Annotated in this window: 14 protein-coding genes; 12 read left to right on the top strand and 2 right to left on the bottom strand. The window is 42.2% G+C overall.

From position 1 onward, the window contains the following. Nucleotides 1–24: 24 nt before the first annotated feature. The gene (locus LRC_RS05985; RefSeq protein WP_014073594.1) at nt 25–771 is read left to right on the top strand and encodes a DUF975 family protein; all 747 of its coding nucleotides are present in this window, start codon (nt 25–27) and stop codon (nt 769–771) included. A gap of 557 nt (nt 772–1,328) precedes the next feature. Here the strand turns inward: LRC_RS05985 and LRC_RS05980 are convergent. Next, a complete protein-coding gene (locus LRC_RS05980) occupies nt 1,329–2,057 on the bottom strand; it encodes a deoxynucleoside kinase (protein WP_014073593.1) in 729 nt (242 codons plus the stop codon). A gap of 255 nt (nt 2,058–2,312) precedes the next feature. Between LRC_RS05980 and purE the strand changes: the two genes are divergently transcribed. The 4 genes from purE to LRC_RS05960 all read left to right on the top strand — a co-directional run bounded on the left by purE (nt 2,313) and on the right by LRC_RS05960 (nt 6,302). Continuing rightward, complete coding sequence (gene purE, locus LRC_RS05975) at nt 2,313–2,801, top strand: 5-(carboxyamino)imidazole ribonucleotide mutase (RefSeq protein ID WP_014073592.1); 489 nt, start codon at nt 2,313–2,315, stop codon at nt 2,799–2,801. After that, entirely contained in the window at nt 2,794–3,915 is a 1,122-nt protein-coding gene (gene purK, locus LRC_RS05970; RefSeq protein ID WP_014073591.1) for a 5-(carboxyamino)imidazole ribonucleotide synthase, read from the top strand. The genes purE and purK overlap by 8 nt, the downstream gene beginning before the upstream one ends. An 18-nt stretch (nt 3,916–3,933) precedes the next feature. Next, on the top strand, nt 3,934–5,232 hold the full coding sequence (gene purB / locus LRC_RS05965) for an adenylosuccinate lyase (protein ID WP_014073590.1): 1,299 nt from the start codon (nt 3,934–3,936) through the stop codon (nt 5,230–5,232). Nucleotides 5,233–5,369: 137 nt separating this feature from the next. Next, the gene (locus LRC_RS05960) at nt 5,370–6,302 is read left to right on the top strand and encodes an ROK family protein (RefSeq protein WP_014073589.1); all 933 of its coding nucleotides are present in this window, start codon (nt 5,370–5,372) and stop codon (nt 6,300–6,302) included. 390 nt (nt 6,303–6,692) lie between these two features. Here LRC_RS05960 and LRC_RS05955 read toward each other — a convergent pair whose 3' ends face one another. After that, nucleotides 6,693–8,072, bottom strand: a complete 1,380-nt coding sequence (locus LRC_RS05955) for an amino acid permease (protein ID WP_014073588.1) — start codon at nt 8,070–8,072, stop codon at nt 6,693–6,695. Between the two features lie 512 nt (nt 8,073–8,584). Here LRC_RS05955 and purC point away from each other — a divergent pair. The 7 genes from purC to purN are packed head-to-tail and all read left to right on the top strand — an operon-like array spanning nt 8,585 to nt 15,553. After that, entirely contained in the window at nt 8,585–9,307 is a 723-nt protein-coding gene (purC, locus tag LRC_RS05950) for a phosphoribosylaminoimidazolesuccinocarboxamide synthase (RefSeq protein ID WP_014073587.1), read from the top strand. A 2-nt stretch (nt 9,308–9,309) separates the two neighbouring features. Next, entirely contained in the window at nt 9,310–9,561 is a 252-nt protein-coding gene (gene purS / locus LRC_RS05945) for a phosphoribosylformylglycinamidine synthase subunit PurS (RefSeq protein ID WP_003697995.1), read from the top strand. Further along, complete coding sequence (purQ, locus tag LRC_RS05940) at nt 9,561–10,247, top strand: phosphoribosylformylglycinamidine synthase subunit PurQ (RefSeq protein WP_014073586.1); 687 nt, start codon at nt 9,561–9,563, stop codon at nt 10,245–10,247. Before purS ends, purQ begins: the two co-directional genes overlap by 1 nt. Beyond that, complete coding sequence (gene purL / locus LRC_RS05935) at nt 10,247–12,472, top strand: phosphoribosylformylglycinamidine synthase subunit PurL (RefSeq protein ID WP_014073585.1); 2,226 nt, start codon at nt 10,247–10,249, stop codon at nt 12,470–12,472. Before purQ ends, purL begins: the two co-directional genes overlap by 1 nt. Next, nucleotides 12,448–13,905 carry an amidophosphoribosyltransferase gene (gene purF, locus LRC_RS05930; protein ID WP_014073584.1) on the top strand — a complete coding sequence of 486 codons (1,458 nt, stop codon included), beginning with the start codon at nt 12,448–12,450 and terminating at the stop codon, nt 13,903–13,905. The genes purL and purF overlap by 25 nt, the downstream gene beginning before the upstream one ends. Further along, nucleotides 13,902–14,939, top strand: a complete 1,038-nt coding sequence (gene purM, locus LRC_RS05925) for a phosphoribosylformylglycinamidine cyclo-ligase (protein WP_014073583.1) — start codon at nt 13,902–13,904, stop codon at nt 14,937–14,939. The genes purF and purM overlap by 4 nt, the downstream gene beginning before the upstream one ends. Nucleotides 14,940–14,950: 11 nt before the next feature. Then, nucleotides 14,951–15,553 carry a phosphoribosylglycinamide formyltransferase gene (gene purN / locus LRC_RS05920; protein WP_014073582.1) on the top strand — a complete coding sequence of 201 codons (603 nt, stop codon included), beginning with the start codon at nt 14,951–14,953 and terminating at the stop codon, nt 15,551–15,553. The last annotated feature ends 3 nt before the right edge of the window (nt 15,554–15,556 follow it).

The raw sequence follows: 15,556 nt of genomic DNA, 5'->3' as shown, positions 1-15,556 counted from the left end.
TGCTTATGGAGAAGGGGGATTTAAATGAAAACCAGAAGCGAATTAAAAAGCGAATCAAAAGAACTTCTCAAGGGTCACTGGGGAAAAGCAATCTTGCTCAATATCATTCCTATTGTCGGATCAATCATCAGCATGTCGCTGATCGGATTATGCGTCTTTTTGATCGCATCGTTTGTTGATTCGGATTCTGCAAGGCATGTTGCTGAAGCAATCGATTCAACAAACGGCAACGTGTCTTCAGGAAGCTCCGTTACTTCGATTATCGGAACGTTGCTGACTGTTGGCGTAATGTTTACGACGATTGATTGGCTGAGGACCAAGAAAGCCGATTTCAATACCGCTAGCGGCATTTTTGCCGTTTTTTGCAAAAAATATTTTGTCGGTACGATTATTTTGGTCATTTTGACGACAATCTTCAAAGTACTATGGACCCTGTGCTTTGTTGTTCCTGGAATCATCAAATCTTATTCATATTCGCAGACCTACTATATCTATAAGGATATAACGGACAGCGGTCAAGATGAGAATTTGAATTTTCTTGACTATATTACCCTTAGTCGTTCTCTGATGAAGGGACATAAGCTCGACTATTTCGTGCTTCAGCTAAGTTTTGCCGGTTGGTTCATTTTATCCTGCATAATTCCATTTGGAATCGGGTTCATCTGGTATTGGCCGTATTATACGACAACGAAAGCCGCATTTTATAAGGATCTTTCGCAAGACATGTTTTTGAGAGAAAAAAACGGCTACAGGCAGCTGTTAGGAAAATAATTTTAATTATGTCTAGCCGGATGAGGATGGGAAAAAGCTCTGTCTCAAATCGAGAAACCGGATGATTTGCAATTAATTGCAAATCTGATCCGGTTTTTTTGTATGCATGACGCCTGATATAATGGAAATAACCCAAAAATTTTGGGTCTGTACTAAATGGTGTTGATGATGATTTTTCAACACCATTTTTTGTATTCACAAAATATCTTCGCAATGCTATAAAATGAAACTATACCAATGAAGATGAAGCTATCATTCCCACCTTCGTTTCCGTCTAACGTTGCGTGACGTCCACCGTTGATTCGCAGCGCGTTCGAGCTTTTGCGAATCAACGGCAGGAATTCATACATGAATCCACGCTAGCGGAAACGCAGGCGGTGTTGATACGTAACTGTACCAATTTAAAAAAACGCAAGAGAATCCGACGGGAACAAAAAAACTCCACTCCATTTCTGAAGTGAAGTTTTCGAGGTCATCAACACCATTTGACAAAGCCCCGATTTTTGTTACGTCAGATTAAGACCATTCCTTGTTTGGAAAAGCTAATAATTAAATAATCAGCCCAAACGTTTCTGACGGAGCGTTTCATATTCGTTGCAATCAATGTTCCCAAGATCAACCAGTTTCATTTCAATCATGTCTAAAATATGGTTTCGATCATCGATGTTTTCAACAAAATCAAATTTATCGCCGTCAATGACAAGCATGTCGGATTGATTGTAGTTTTTTTCAAATTCTTCATAATATTTAAGCAAACGACCGTAATAGTCGATTAGCGAAGGATCGTTTTCAATTTGTTCATATTCGCGACCGCGTTTTTTGATTCTTGAAACCATCGTATCATATGAAACCTTGATCAAAATCATCAGATTATAATCGTTTGAAGGAACGACATGGTTCAATTCTTCCAAAACATTTGTCAAAAGTTCTTGATAGATGGAATATTCAACTTGGGTAGCATTTCCCATTTCGGTATTCATTCGCATAAACATCGCATCTTCATAAATTGAGCGATCCAAAATATTGTTTCTTGATTGCAGAGCTTTTTTCATCATCATGAAACGCCTGTTTAAAAAGAAAGTCTGAAGCAGATAGGCGTAAGGATTAGTTGCATCTTTTTCGCCTGCTTGTCGTTTTTTAGCAGCGAGTTCGTTTCCCTTGTAAAACAGCGGAAGAACGGGATTGTCTTCGACCGGTTCATAAAAAGGAATGCTGCCCAATTCGCGTGAAAGAATTTCGGTCAGGCTTGATTTTCCAGAACCGATGATGCCGGCTAACGTAATCATTTCAATCGACTCCTTTGTTTTGAGTACCAACTAATGTTACAGCGTTTGCGCACAATGCGCAAGCTGTTTTGAGAAAGGACGAATGTCCGTTAAATTACGTGATTAACGTTTTTTTTTAATCGATAGCAAGTCTATCACATTAAAACACGAACGTTATGCCGATTTTTAGGTTATAATTTGCTAAAATAGTTCGATTTTACTTTGACATGACCCTTCCTTTTTGTTATGCTTAAATCAATTGGGAGGTATCGCAACATGAGTAACGAAATCAGTCTTGTAATGGGCAGTTCCTCTGATTGGAGCACGATGAAAGAAGCTGCCAATATTTTGGATGAATTCGGCGTTAAATATGATAAAGCAGTAATTTCAGCACACAGAATGCCGCAGGAAATGTTTGAATTTGCACAGGGTGCGGTTTCTGCAGGCATAAAAGTCATTATTGCCGGAGCTGGCGGTGCGGCTCACTTGCCTGGAATGATTGCTGCCAATACCGTTTTGCCGGTTATTGGCGTGCCGGTGCAGTCACATGCTTTAAGTGGGATGGATTCATTATTGTCGATCGTGCAAATGCCGGCTGGCGTACCTGTTGCTACGACGGCAATCGGTGTTTCAGGCGCCAAGAACGCTGCTTTGTTGGCTTTGGAAATTATCGGAACCACAAATCCGAGAATTCAGCTTAAAATGACCGAGTATCGCAAACAAATGCACGACAAGGCTGCAGAAAGCGGTGATCAGCTTGTCTGAACTCATTGAGCAAGGTAAGACGATTGGAATCATCGGGGGAGGACAGCTCGGACAAATGTTGACGTTTGCTGCCAAGCAGGCGGGAATGAGAGTGGTTATTTTAGATCCTGATCCCGATTGCTCGGCTGCGCAGGTGGCTGATTCAAGCATTGTGGCTGAATATTCCGATAAAAAGGCAATCGAAGAATTGGCAAGACGCAGCGATGTCTTGACTTATGAATTTGAAAACGTTGATTTGGAAGCTTTGGAAGATGTTTCCGACAAAGTTTTGATTCCTCAAGGGACGGAGCTTTTAAGAATTACCAAAGATCGACTTCGCGAGAAAACTTTTCTTAAAGAGCATGGACTGCAAGTCGCTCCGTTTGCTGCTGTTAGCTGCGAAGGAGATCTTGTTTCGGCCATTGAAGAAATCGGTTATCCGAGCGTTTTAAAAACTTGTGAAGGCGGATATGACGGAAAGTCTCAATTGGTTCTTCACACTAGAGAAGATTTAAAAAAAGCTGATGAATTGCTTGAACAAGGAAGATGCATTCTTGAAGGATGGGTCGAATTCTCAATGGAATGCTCAGTGATGGTTGCACGTAACATGGACGGAGCGATTTCTGTATTTCCGGTGAGCGAAAATATTCATCGCAATCAGATTTTGCATGAAAGTATTGTACCTGCCAGAATGAGCGGGGAATTGCAGTCGAATGCAAAGAAAATGGCCGAAAAAATTGCAAATTCATTGAATCTTTGCGGAATTTTAGGCGTTGAGATGTTTGTTGGGTCTGATGGTCGCTTATATGTCAATGAACTTGCGCCGCGGCCGCATAATTCCGGACACTATTCAATCGAAGCATGCAATTTCTCTCAATTTGCGGTTCATAATCGTGCTATTTGCAACTGGCCGATGCCCAAAATTGATTTGCTCAGTCCGGTCGTGATGGTCAATATTTTGGGGCAGCACGTTGACGGATGCAGAAAACTTGTTTTAAAGAAGCCGCAATGGCATTTCCATGATTACGGCAAGGGCGAAATTCGCATTGACCGCAAGATGGGACATGTTACAATTTTAACTGATGATATTGAAAAAACACTTGCTGAAGTAGAAGATACTTCAGTTTGGGATTAATCAAAGGAGCAAAAAAGAATGATTTCACGATATACGCGTCCAGAAATGGCCGAAATTTGGACAGATGACAAAAAATATGATTGTTGGCTTGCTGTTGAACTTGCTGCAGATGAAGCCTGGTCCAAACTTGGTCATATTCCGGCAGAAGACGTTGAAAAACTTAAAAAGAATGCTAAATTTAACGTTGAACGCATTCAGGAAATCGAAGCCGTTACTCACCATGACGTGATTGCCTTCACGCGTTGCGTATCTGAATCTTTGGGTGATGAGAAAAAGTGGGTTCACTATGGCTTGACGAGTACTGATGTCGTTGATACGGCCTATGGCTATCAGCTTAAGCAGGCAAACGATATCTTGCGTCAAGATTTAAAAGATTTTACACAAATCGTAGCTGATCAAGCCAAAAAGTATAAGCACACTGTCATGATGGGTCGGACTCATGGTGTTCATGCCGAACCGACAACGTTTGGGTTGAAGCTTGCTCGTTGGTATTCTGAAATGAAACGCAACATGGAACGTTTTGAACATGCTGCAAAGGGTGTTGAAGCCGGTAAAATTAGCGGTGCCGTAGGAACGTTTGCAAACATTGATCCATTCGTTGAAAAGTATGTTTGCGAAAAGCTGGGCATTCGCGCACAGGAAATTTCCAGTCAGGTTCTTCCGCGTGATTTGCATGCTGAATATTTGGCTTGTCTCGCTCTTATTGCGACAAGTCTTGAAGAATTTGCGACGGAAATTCGCGGTTTGCAAAAATCAGAATGTCGTGAAGTTGAAGAACACTTTGCAAAGGGGCAAAAAGGCTCTTCGGCTATGCCGCATAAGCGTAATCCAATCGGTTCTGAAAACATTTGCGGATTGGCACGCGTTTGTCGCGGACATATGCTGACTGCATATGAAGACGTTGCTTTGTGGCATGAACGCGATATTTCTCATTCAAGTGCAGAACGCATCATTTTGCCCGATACAACGATTTTAATTGATTATATGCTGCATCGTTTCGGAAATATTTTGAAGAACCTGACAGTTTTCCCTGAAAACATGAAACGCAACATGAACCGGACGTTTGGTTTGATTTACAGTGGTCGAGTTTTGTTGAAGTTGATTGACACGGGAATGAGCCGCGAAGATGCATACGATTTGATTCAGCCGTATACGGCAAAATCATGGGATGAGCAGGTTCCGTTCCGTCCGTTGCTTGAAGCTGATCCAACGATTTCAGCTCGACTTACAAAAGAAGAGCTTGATGATGCGTTTGATTATCATTGGCATTTACGTCATGTTGATGACATTTTTGAACGTGTCGGGTTATCAGATTAAAAAATGAAGATTTAGAAGCCGAAATTAATATTTCGGCTTTTTTTGTGAATAATTATTGGATTTTTAATCAAACTAGGAATAGAAATGATGTTTTGTTATATAATTGTCTGTGATCAAAATGGAATGAGGTGTGAAAAATGGCATTCTTATGCGTTGACATTGGCGGTACGCTTATCAAATACGGACTGTTGAGTGAAAGCGGCAAGCTTCTTTCAAGGAACACTGTCGAAACGCCCAAAAACTTGAATGATTTTAAATTATTGCTCCGGTCTCTTGTTGAAAGCTATCGTCAAAGGATTGATGGTATAGCGCTCTGCGCACCCGCAATGGTCATTTATGATGAAAAAGCCTTTTATAATTGCGAGGGCCTGCCGTTTATCAACGGAATTTCAATGAAAGAAATTTTCGGACCTGAAAACAAAGATTTGCCCATTACGGTTGAAAATGAAGGGATGGCCGCAACAACCGCAGAACTTTGGAACGGTTCGTTGAATGGGATTGACAGCGGAATTTTGCTGACGCTTGGCAGCGGCGTAACCGGTGGTTTCGTCGTTAACGGAGAATTGGTTCGCGGTGCTCATCATCAGGCAGGTTTGTTTTCGTTGATTCGGGATGAATTAAACGTTCGCGGAACTCAGGGGTTAGTTCGATCGAATTGTTCTGCTGTCAATATGATCAGGGCGATTAATCGCGTTGCAGGAAACGAAAATGAATTGGATGGCATTGCCGCATTTGAAAAAATCAAATCAGAAGATAAAAATGCCTGCGATATTTTTGCTCAGTTTTGCAAAAATATCGCTCAGCTTCTTTTTAATATGCAATTGACGATGGATGTTCAGCGTTTTGTTATTGGCGGTGGCATCAGTAACGAGGAAATCGTGCTTAAGACGATCAAGCAAAAATATACTGAAATTGTCTCTGAATTCCCGCAAGCACAGCAAGTATTGATTTATCCTGAATTGGTTAAATCAGAATATAGCAACGGAATCGGTCTTTATGGCGCTTTTTACAGCTACATGCAGCAGATGAACGGAGAAATCAGGCAGGAAACAAAAAAAGAACTGAAATAAGTTTTTAGAGGCTGGGGAAAAACTATGCTTCAAATTGAAAAACTGGATTAATTTGCAATTAATTGCAAATTAATCCGTTTTTTTGCATATGCATGATAATCGATTGCTATGATTAAGAAAAAAGATAAACTTTTGGAGCACGGGCAATGCATCTGACAAAGCAATTGGGATGAGATCTTGGCTGGGTTTTACGGGCATATTTCAAAAATCGCCGTTAATCGATGGCTTGGCATACTGATTGAGCATGAGATGCTCAGCACTGTATTTGACAGAAAAATTTGTTTTAGTATCGGCAAACAAAAATACCTTTCAAACACAAGAATAATTTCCTGTTCATCCTATGCTCAAAGGGTATTCGTTATAGTTGATTATTCGAGTCAAAATTGTTTTTTAAACGATGGTATCAGGAGATTCTTTGATTTTTCTGAACTTGACGACCGTCAAAAAGACGATGAGCCAAATCAATGCTCCGACTGCAGGGATGACGTTTTCCTTATTGAAGAACATGGTGATAAAGACAAACGAGAAAAATGCAATCGTCAACGGGTTCAAGATTTTATATGCCGGCATCTTGAATCCGTCTTCCATAAAGTCGCTTGATTGACGATAGCGATAATGAGCAATCATCGTCAGAATGCAAACAAGAATATAGATGTCGCCGCAAATTGAAGCAACGAGTGAAAAGGCTGCTGATAAAGCTTTGAAAGCACTAAGTACTGGTCCGAACAGCATCAGGCAGGCTGAGAACAAAACGGCATATGATGGGATGCCTGATTTCGAAACGTGTCGTAATTTTGAAAGAAATTTAGAATCGGATTCCACGGCAAGCTGGTACAAATGTCTCCCGGATGAAAAAATTGCTGAATTAAGGGCGGAGGTCGCAGCAACGATTACCACAAAATTGATTATCTGCGATGCGGCCGGCATTCCTGCAATTTGGAAAACCTGAACAAACGGGCTGCTTGACTGTGAAATTTGCTGCCAAGGGGTAATAGCCATGATTACGAACAGGGCACCGATATAAAAAATCAAAATTCTGAAAACAACTTGTTTAACGGCAAGCGGAAGAACCTGACGCGGATTTTTCGTTTCGGCAGTCGTGATACCGATAAATTCCATTCCTTCAAATGAGAAGAAAACCATCGGAAAGGCATTGAGAAATTCACGGAATCCATGCGGAAATGCTGTATAGTCTTTTGTGACATTCCCAAGACCGGCAGAAGTTCCGACGGGATTTTTATGATGAACGGCAATCATCCAAATGCCAACAAATATTAAAGCAATGATTGCGATGATTTTAATGATTGAAAGCATGCTTTCGGTTTTTCCGAAAAGACGAACAATACTTAAGTTGATAATCGACAAGATTCCAAGAATCAAAATTTCGATCAGCCATGCGGGAACGTTCGGAATCCATAAGCGAATATATGTAGCAATCGCAATTAATTCTGCCATGCCTGCGAGAATCAAAGTCATCCAATAGCTCCATTCTGCAAATTTGCCAAAATCGGCTCCCAAATATTGATGAATGAATGCGACAAAAGTATGCTGGCTCGGGTCTTTATACATCATTTCGCCAATGGCCCGCATCATTACTGAAAAGAACAGGCCGACAACAAGATAAACCAAAAGGATTGACGGACCTGTTCGGTGAATCGTCTGCCCGGCACCAAGGAATAAGCCGGTTCCGATTGCGCCGCCAAGCGCAATCATTTGGACGTTGAAATTGGTCAGTTCGCGTCTGGTACCATCTTTATTAATTTGTTCCATAAGAATACCCCAAATATTAATGACTTTTGAGATAATGTCTGCGATACAAATTAAAATTATACTGCATTGTTCACATCCCTTAGTAGATTCATGGAAGATTTTATAACGCATAAATAAGGCTAATAACCGACAATTGTGTTAAATTCTTCGCTTTTAATGGATTGACTGTATTTTAAAGCTCAAAAAGATAATTGTCAAATCGTTTTGTAAGAAAAAACTAATTCGATGTTAATTAATGTGACATAAAAGGGAGGCTGAAGTCATCTTTGCAAAAATGATAATTGCTTTTTATCGTTAAAGTTCGCTTTTCTAATGTTTTGGAAGTTATCTTTAATGGAGCATGAGACATATTTCGTAATTTACTGATAAAAATCGATAATATAGCTTGATAGTTCGTGAAAAACTCTTGACGAAAGCCTGGATTATTGTTAATCTTAAAACGTAAATTAACGAATGTTTCTCGGTTGTGTTCGTTGATAAATTCGTTTTTTTAAAGGAGACCTTATGTTATCATGGCAAAATTGATTTATGAAGGCAAGGCCAAGCAAATGTGGAGTACGGATGATCCAGAAGTTTTACGCGTGGTTTACATGGATCAGGCAACAGCGTTGAACGGAAAGAAAAAGGATCAGATCAATGGCAAAGGAATCGTCAATAATGAAATTTCATCGCTTATTTTCCAGTATTTGATGAAAAAAGGCATCGAAACTCATTTCATTAAGAAGCTTTCTGAAACTGAAGAGTTGGTTAAAAAAGTTGAGATTGTTCCGCTCGAAATGGTTACGCGAAACGTGTCTGCGGGTCATTTTGCTACACGCTTCGGGGTTGAGGAAGGCATCTGCTTCGAAAAGCCTGTTGAAGAGACATATTACAAGAGCGACGAATTGGATGACCCTTTTATCAATGAATCACAGTCTTTGGCATTGAAAATCGTTAAAAAAGAAGAACTTGACGCGATGTGGGATATTTCTCGGCGAGTGAACGAAATTTTGACTGCCTTATTTGACCGGATGGGACTTATTCTGGTTGATTTCAAACTTGAATTCGGGCGCTTGTCAAACGGACGCATCGTTTTGGCTGATGAATTTTCGCCTGATAATTGTCGTTTGTGGGACAAACAGACGCGTGCTCATATGGACAAGGACGTTTATCGACGCGATCTCGGCGATCTCACATCAGTATATGAAGAAGTTCTTCGTCGCTTAAAAAATGAATTATCCAAGGAGGAAGCATAAAAATGGTCAACGTACGCATCTATGTCACATATAAGGAATCTGTTTTCGATCCTCAGGGGGATACGATCAAGAATGCGATTCATGCTCTTGGACATGATGAGGTAGAAAACGTTAAAGTCGGAAAATTCTTTGACGTTGTAATCAATCCTGAAAAAAAGGACGTTGAAACGTCGGTTAAGGAAATTTCTGAAGAGCTGCTTGTAAACTTTAATCTTGAAACGTATCGTTATGAAGTTTTGGGAGGTCTTGATTAATGAAAATTGCAGTCGTAGTCTTCCCGGGATCAAACTGTGACATTGACATCTACGAAGCATTGCATACGGTTTGCGGTGCAGATGTTGAATACGTGTCGCATAAACGCGACAATTTGGACGGATTCGATGCAGTCATGCTTCCTGGAGGATTTTCCTATGGTGATTACCTGCGCTGCGGTGCGATTGCTCGGTTTGCAAACATTATGCCCGCAATCGTCAAAATGGCTGATGAAGGCAAGCCTGTATTTGGCACGTGCAACGGGTTTCAAATTCTTACCGAAGCCGGTTTGCTTCCGGGTGCGCTTAAGCAAAATGACAGTTTGAAGTTTGTTTGCAAGACGGTTGAACTTCAAGTTGAAAACAACAAAACTCCGTTTACGACAAAATATGGAGAAAAAGAGCATGTCAAACTTCCGATTGCGCACGCTGACGGAAGCTACTATGCGGATGACGAGACGCTTCAGAAATTGGAAGAAAACAATCAGGTCGTCTTCCGCTATGCGAATGAAAATCCGAATGGCTCGTTGCATGACATCGCCGGGGTGTGCAACGAACGCGGCAATGTTTTAGGCATGATGCCGCACCCGGAACGTGCCGTTGAGGCATTGCTCGGAAATACTGACGGATTGAGATTGTTTCAATCCTTGCTTGAAAACGGAACGGTAAAAACGGAGGTTGCAAACTAATGGCTGAAATGACCCCAGAAGAAATCAAAGAAAAAAAACCATATCTTGATTGGAGTTTGACGGAGCACGAATATGATTTTATTTGCGAAAAGCTGCTGCACCGCTTGCCCAACTATACTGAAACGGGTTTGTTTTCGGTTATGTGGAGCGAGCATTGCTCATATAAAAAGTCAAAACCGGTACTGCGCCTGTTTCCTAACAAGAATGAAAGAGTTTTGCAAGGACCTGGTGAAGGTGCGGGTATTATTGATATTGGCGATAATCAGGCAGTTGTCTTTAAAGCTGAAAGTCATAATCACCCTTCAGCCGTTGAACCATATGAAGGTGCTGCAACAGGCGTAGGCGGAATCTTGCGCGACATTTTCAGCATGGGCGCTCGTCCGATTGCATCGCTTGATTCTTTACACTTCGGCGAAATCGATCGTCCAAGAACTAAGTACCTGATCAATGAAGTCGTTGCCGGCATCGGCGGGTACGGCAACTGTATGGGAATTCCGACGATTGCCGGTGAAATGACGTTTGATGAATGTTATACGGGCAATTGCCTTGTCAATGCGATGAGCGTTGGCTTGATGGATCAGGCAGATATGCAAAAGGGTCGAGCTTCCGGGATCGGAAATGCAGTCATTTACGTTGGTGCAAAAACCGGACGTGACGGCATCCATGGTGCAACGTTTGCTTCTGCTGATTTTGACGATGAAAAAGAAACTCAGCGTTCAGCAGTTCAGGTCGGCAATCCGTTTATGGAAAAGCTTTTGATGGAAGCTTGTCTCGAGTTGACTCATGATCATGCGGATTGGCTTGTCGGGATTCAAGACATGGGTGCCGCAGGCATCGTTTCTTCATCTTGTGAAATGGCTTCAAAAGCTGATTCCGGCATGGAACTTGATTTGGATTTTGTTCCTCAGCGCGAAACTAACATGTCCGCATATGAAATCATGCTTTCAGAATCTCAGGAACGCATGCTGCTTTGCGTTCGCAAGGGACATGAAGAGGACGTCATCAAACTTTTTAAAGAATATGACCTTGAAGCAGTTGTGATTGGTCGCGTTACGGAAGGGCATCAATACGTATTGCGTCATCATGGCAAGGTTGTTACCGATATTCCGGTCTCCAGTTTGACGGAAGACGTTTTGGAAGAGCCAAGCGAAGAACGCGTTCCCCAACGCATTCTTGACGCAAAAAAGGCGCCTGAATACGTTCCTGAAGTTGAAGATGCAAATGAGATGCTCAAAAAAGTCTTGGCCCAACCAACGATTGCTTCTAAAGAAATGTTTACTCAAACATATGATTCGCAAGTCAGAACTTCAACTGTTGTCGGACCTGGCTCTGATTCCGGCGTATTACGCGTGCGCGGAACAAAGAAAGGACTTTCAATGACGACTGACGGAAACGGTCGTTTTGTCTATCTTGATCCTAAGATTGGCGGCAAGCGTGCCGTTGCTGAAGCGTGCGCAAACATTGTTTCATCTGGTGCTCTTCCGCTTGGAATGACTGATTGCTTGAATTACGGTGATCCTAACGTTCCGGAAATTTATTGGGAACTTCATCAGTCAGTCGAAGGAATGGCAGAAGCATGCAAAGTATTTGATACACCGGTTATTTCAGGCAACGTCAGCCTTTATAATGAAAATAACGGTGAAGCCATTTACGGAACGCCAATGGTCGGAATGGTCGGATTGATCAAAGACATCAAGCATGTGATACCTTCGTTCGTTCAAACGGAAGGGGCAAACGTCTACTTAGTGGGAGATAAGACCGGCAATGATTTTGCAGGGTCGGAAATTCAAAAGATGCTGACCGGCAAAATCAATGGTGCTTTGAACGATTTGGATCTTGAACATATGAATCTTTATATGAGAAATCTTTTGAATGCGATGGAACAAGGATTGGTTCAAAGTTCACATGATGCAAGTGAAGGCGGTTTAGCCGTTGCAATGGCAGAAACGGTCTTTGGAACCGAATTTGGTTTGAAACTTGATCTTGATTTGACAAAAGCACAGTTGTTCAGCGAAACTCCGGGACGTTTCATTGTTACTGCTGCACCGGAAAATGCAGCGGCATTCGAAAATATTCTTGGCGATGATGCCGTAAAAATCGGTGTTGTCACATCCAAACATGAGATTAAGGCAGAACTTGCTGACGGAAAGCTTGATGTTTCTGCCGATGAAGCACAAAAGATTTGGGAGGAAGCATTACCGTGCCTTATGAAATCAAAGGATTAAATGAAGAATGCGGTGTTTTTGGTGTTTTTGGATCGCAAGAAGCTGCTCATATGACATACTTCGGACTTCACAGCTTGCAGCATCGCGGTCAAGAAGGTGCCGGCATCGTTTCAAGCGATGGCATCAAGCTTCGTCAATATCGCAATCGCGGATTGTTGTCAGAGGTTTTTGCAAATCCGCAAGACCTTGATCGCTTGGAAGGAACAAGCGCAATCGGTCACGTTCGCTATGGAACGAGCGGCAATAATTCAATTTCAAACGTTCAGCCGTTTTTGTTTCATTTTCATGACGGCGACGTTGCTTTGGCTCATAACGGGAATTTGACCAACGCTAAAAGCCTAAAGCAAAAACTTGAGGATGAAGGTGCTGTTTTTCAATCTAATTCTGATACTGAAATTTTGATACATTTAATCAGGCAGAAACAGGATCTTGATTTTATTGATGCGCTAAAGTTAAGCTTGAATGAGGTTCACGGAGGATTTGCCTTCGTCATTTTGCGCAAGGATCAATTGATTGCGGCCCTTGATCCGAACGGTTTCAGACCCCTTTGCATCGGTCGTCTTTCAGACGGAGGGTACGTCGTTGCAAGCGAAACATGCGCCTTGGATATGGTCGGTGCTGAATTTGTCAGAGACGTGCTTCCGGGCGAACTGGTCATCATTGATGAAAACGGCCTTCGGATTGAACATTTTACGACAGATACGGAATTGGCTATTTGTTCAATGGAATACATTTACTTTGCGCGGCCGGACTCCATTATTCACGGAGTAACCGTTCATAATGCAAGAAAGCGGATGGGAAAACTGCTTGCAAAGGAACAGCCGGTTGATTGTGATATGGTCATCGGCGTTCCGAATTCATCTCTTTCAGCGGCTTCAGGTTTTGCAGAAGAATCAGGACTGCCGTATGAAATGGGACTCATTAAAAACCAATATGTTGCCAGAACGTTTATTCAGCCAACGCAAGAATTGAGAGAACGCGGCGTCAAAATGAAACTTTCAGCCGTTCGGGGCGTTGTAGAAGGAAAGAGAGTCGCAATCATTGATGATTCGATCGTTCGCGGGACAACGTCGATGCAAATCGTCAGAATGCTCAAGGAAGCAGGCGCAAAAGAGGTTCATATGCGGATTGCTTCGCCTCCGCTTAAATTTCCTTGTTTCTACGGAATCGATATTTCGACTCGTTCCGAATTAATGGCTGCAAACTACAGCATTGATGAAATGTGCAAGATGATCGGTGCTGATTCGCTTGGATTTTTGAGCGTTGAAAGTTTGATTGAAGCAATCGACATTCCTGATGCGGGCAACGCTCCTAACGGCGGCCTGACCGTTGCTTATTTTGACGGAAAATATCCAACGCCGCTTTATGATTACGAAGAAGGCTACCTGGCCTCGTTAAACAAACAGCATCAACGAGAGGAGAAACAGCAATGAGTCGATATGCTGATGCCGGTGTTGACGTCAACGCCGGATATGAACTTGTGCGTCAAATCAAAGATAACGTCAAATCAACTGCACGTCTTGGCGTGATGGGGGGACTTGGAAGTTTTGGCGGAATGTTTGATCTTTCAGAACTGCAGCTGAAACATCCAGTACTTGTTTCCGGTACCGATGGTGTCGGAACAAAACTGATGATTGCACAAAAAATGAATAAGCATGACACGATCGGAATTGACTGCGTGGCAATGTGCGTGAATGATATTTTGGCCCAAGGTGCGGAGCCTCTGTATTTTTTAGACTATATAGCAACCGGAAAGAATACACCAGAAAAAATGGCACAGATTGTTGCGGGAGTTGCCGAAGGTTGTCGTCAGGCGGGATGCGCTCTTATTGGCGGCGAAACGGCCGAAATGCCGGATATGTACGATGAAGATGAATATGATCTTGCTGGGTACTCGACCGGTGCCGCCGAAAAGGAAAATCTTTTGACGTCTGACAAACCGAAAGCAGGCGACGTTTTGATCGGGCTTCCGTCAAGCGGACTCCATTCAAACGGTTTTTCTTTGGTGCGTCAAATTTTGTTCAAGGATCATTCCGTCAAATTGGATGCCGAACCTGTCGAATTGGAAGGAAAAACCGTTGGAGAGGCAATTCTTGAACCGACCAAAATTTACGTTAAGGCAGTTTTGCCATTAATCAGGCGAGGATTGGTAGATGGAGTCAGTCATATCACTGGCGGTGGATTGATTGAAAATCTTCCGCGAATGTATTCTGATGATCTTCAGGCTGAAATCATGCTCGGTTCATGGAAGGTCTTGCCAGTGTTCAGATATCTTCAAAAAATGGGCGAACTTGCCGAAGACGATATGCGCGAAACGTTTAACCTGGGTTTGGGGATGATTTTGGCCGTCAAACCCGAAAACGTTGATGCTCTTGTTGGGTTGCTTGAAGATGAAAACGAATCTTGGTATAAGGTCGGCCAATTGAAAAAACGTCCAGATGGTGAAGAAAAAATTATTTTCAGGTAAGGGGCAGAATTATGAAAATTGCAGTTTTGGCTTCCGGAAACGGAACTAATTTTCAAGCTTTGGCTGAAAAATTTCAATCAGGTGAAATTCCCGGCGAATTGGCGTTGCTTTTTTGCGATCATCCTGATGCTTATGTGGTTGAACGTGCCAAAAAGCTCAACGTTCCTTATGAATCTTTTACGGTGAAGGAATGCGGCGGCAAGAAGCCATATGAAGAAAGACTTTTAGATTTGCTTAATGCGAATCAGATTGACTTTTTGATCTTAGCAGGATACATGCGCGTAATCGGTGCAGAGATTATCAAAACGTTTGAAAACAGCATCATTAACCTTCATCCTGCTTACCTGCCGGAATATCCCGGACTTCATTCGATTGAGAGGGCTTTTGAAGATCATGTTCAAAACGGCAGGACAGAAACCGGCGTAACCGTTCATTATGTTGATTGCGGCCTTGATTCGGGTCCGATTATCGCACAGCGTCACGTTCCGATTTATGATGAGGACACGGTTGATGAGTTGGAAGAAAGGGTTCATGAATGTGAGCACATTTTATTTCCGCAGACGATCAAAAGAGTGTTAAATGACAGAATTGCATACGAGAAAGGAAGTAATTGAAAA

Source organism: Ligilactobacillus ruminis ATCC 27782 (genome assembly GCF_000224985.1).
Classification (GTDB): Bacteria; Bacillota; Bacilli; order Lactobacillales; family Lactobacillaceae; genus Ligilactobacillus; species Ligilactobacillus ruminis.
Note: the sequence above shows the minus strand (reverse complement) of the source record. Positions and strands in the feature narration are given on the sequence as shown.

Coding starts and splice junctions, on each gene's coding strand:
- LRC_RS05985 (WP_014073594.1), top strand. CDS start 25: ATGAAAACCAGAAGCGAATTAAAAAGCGAATCAAAAGAACTTCTCAAG.
- LRC_RS05980 (WP_014073593.1), bottom strand. CDS start 2,057: ATGATTACGTTAGCCGGCATCATCGGTTCTGGAAAATCAAGCCTGACC.
- purE (WP_014073592.1), top strand. CDS start 2,313: ATGAGTAACGAAATCAGTCTTGTAATGGGCAGTTCCTCTGATTGGAGC.
- purB (WP_014073590.1), top strand. CDS start 3,934: ATGATTTCACGATATACGCGTCCAGAAATGGCCGAAATTTGGACAGAT.
- LRC_RS05960 (WP_014073589.1), top strand. CDS start 5,370: ATGGCATTCTTATGCGTTGACATTGGCGGTACGCTTATCAAATACGGA.
- LRC_RS05955 (WP_014073588.1), bottom strand. CDS start 8,072: ATGGAACAAATTAATAAAGATGGTACCAGACGCGAACTGACCAATTTC.
- purC (WP_014073587.1), top strand. CDS start 8,585: ATGGCAAAATTGATTTATGAAGGCAAGGCCAAGCAAATGTGGAGTACG.
- purS (WP_003697995.1), top strand. CDS start 9,310: ATGGTCAACGTACGCATCTATGTCACATATAAGGAATCTGTTTTCGAT.
- purQ (WP_014073586.1), top strand. CDS start 9,561: ATGAAAATTGCAGTCGTAGTCTTCCCGGGATCAAACTGTGACATTGAC.
- purL (WP_014073585.1), top strand. CDS start 10,247: ATGGCTGAAATGACCCCAGAAGAAATCAAAGAAAAAAAACCATATCTT.
- purM (WP_014073583.1), top strand. CDS start 13,902: ATGAGTCGATATGCTGATGCCGGTGTTGACGTCAACGCCGGATATGAA.
- purN (WP_014073582.1), top strand. CDS start 14,951: ATGAAAATTGCAGTTTTGGCTTCCGGAAACGGAACTAATTTTCAAGCT.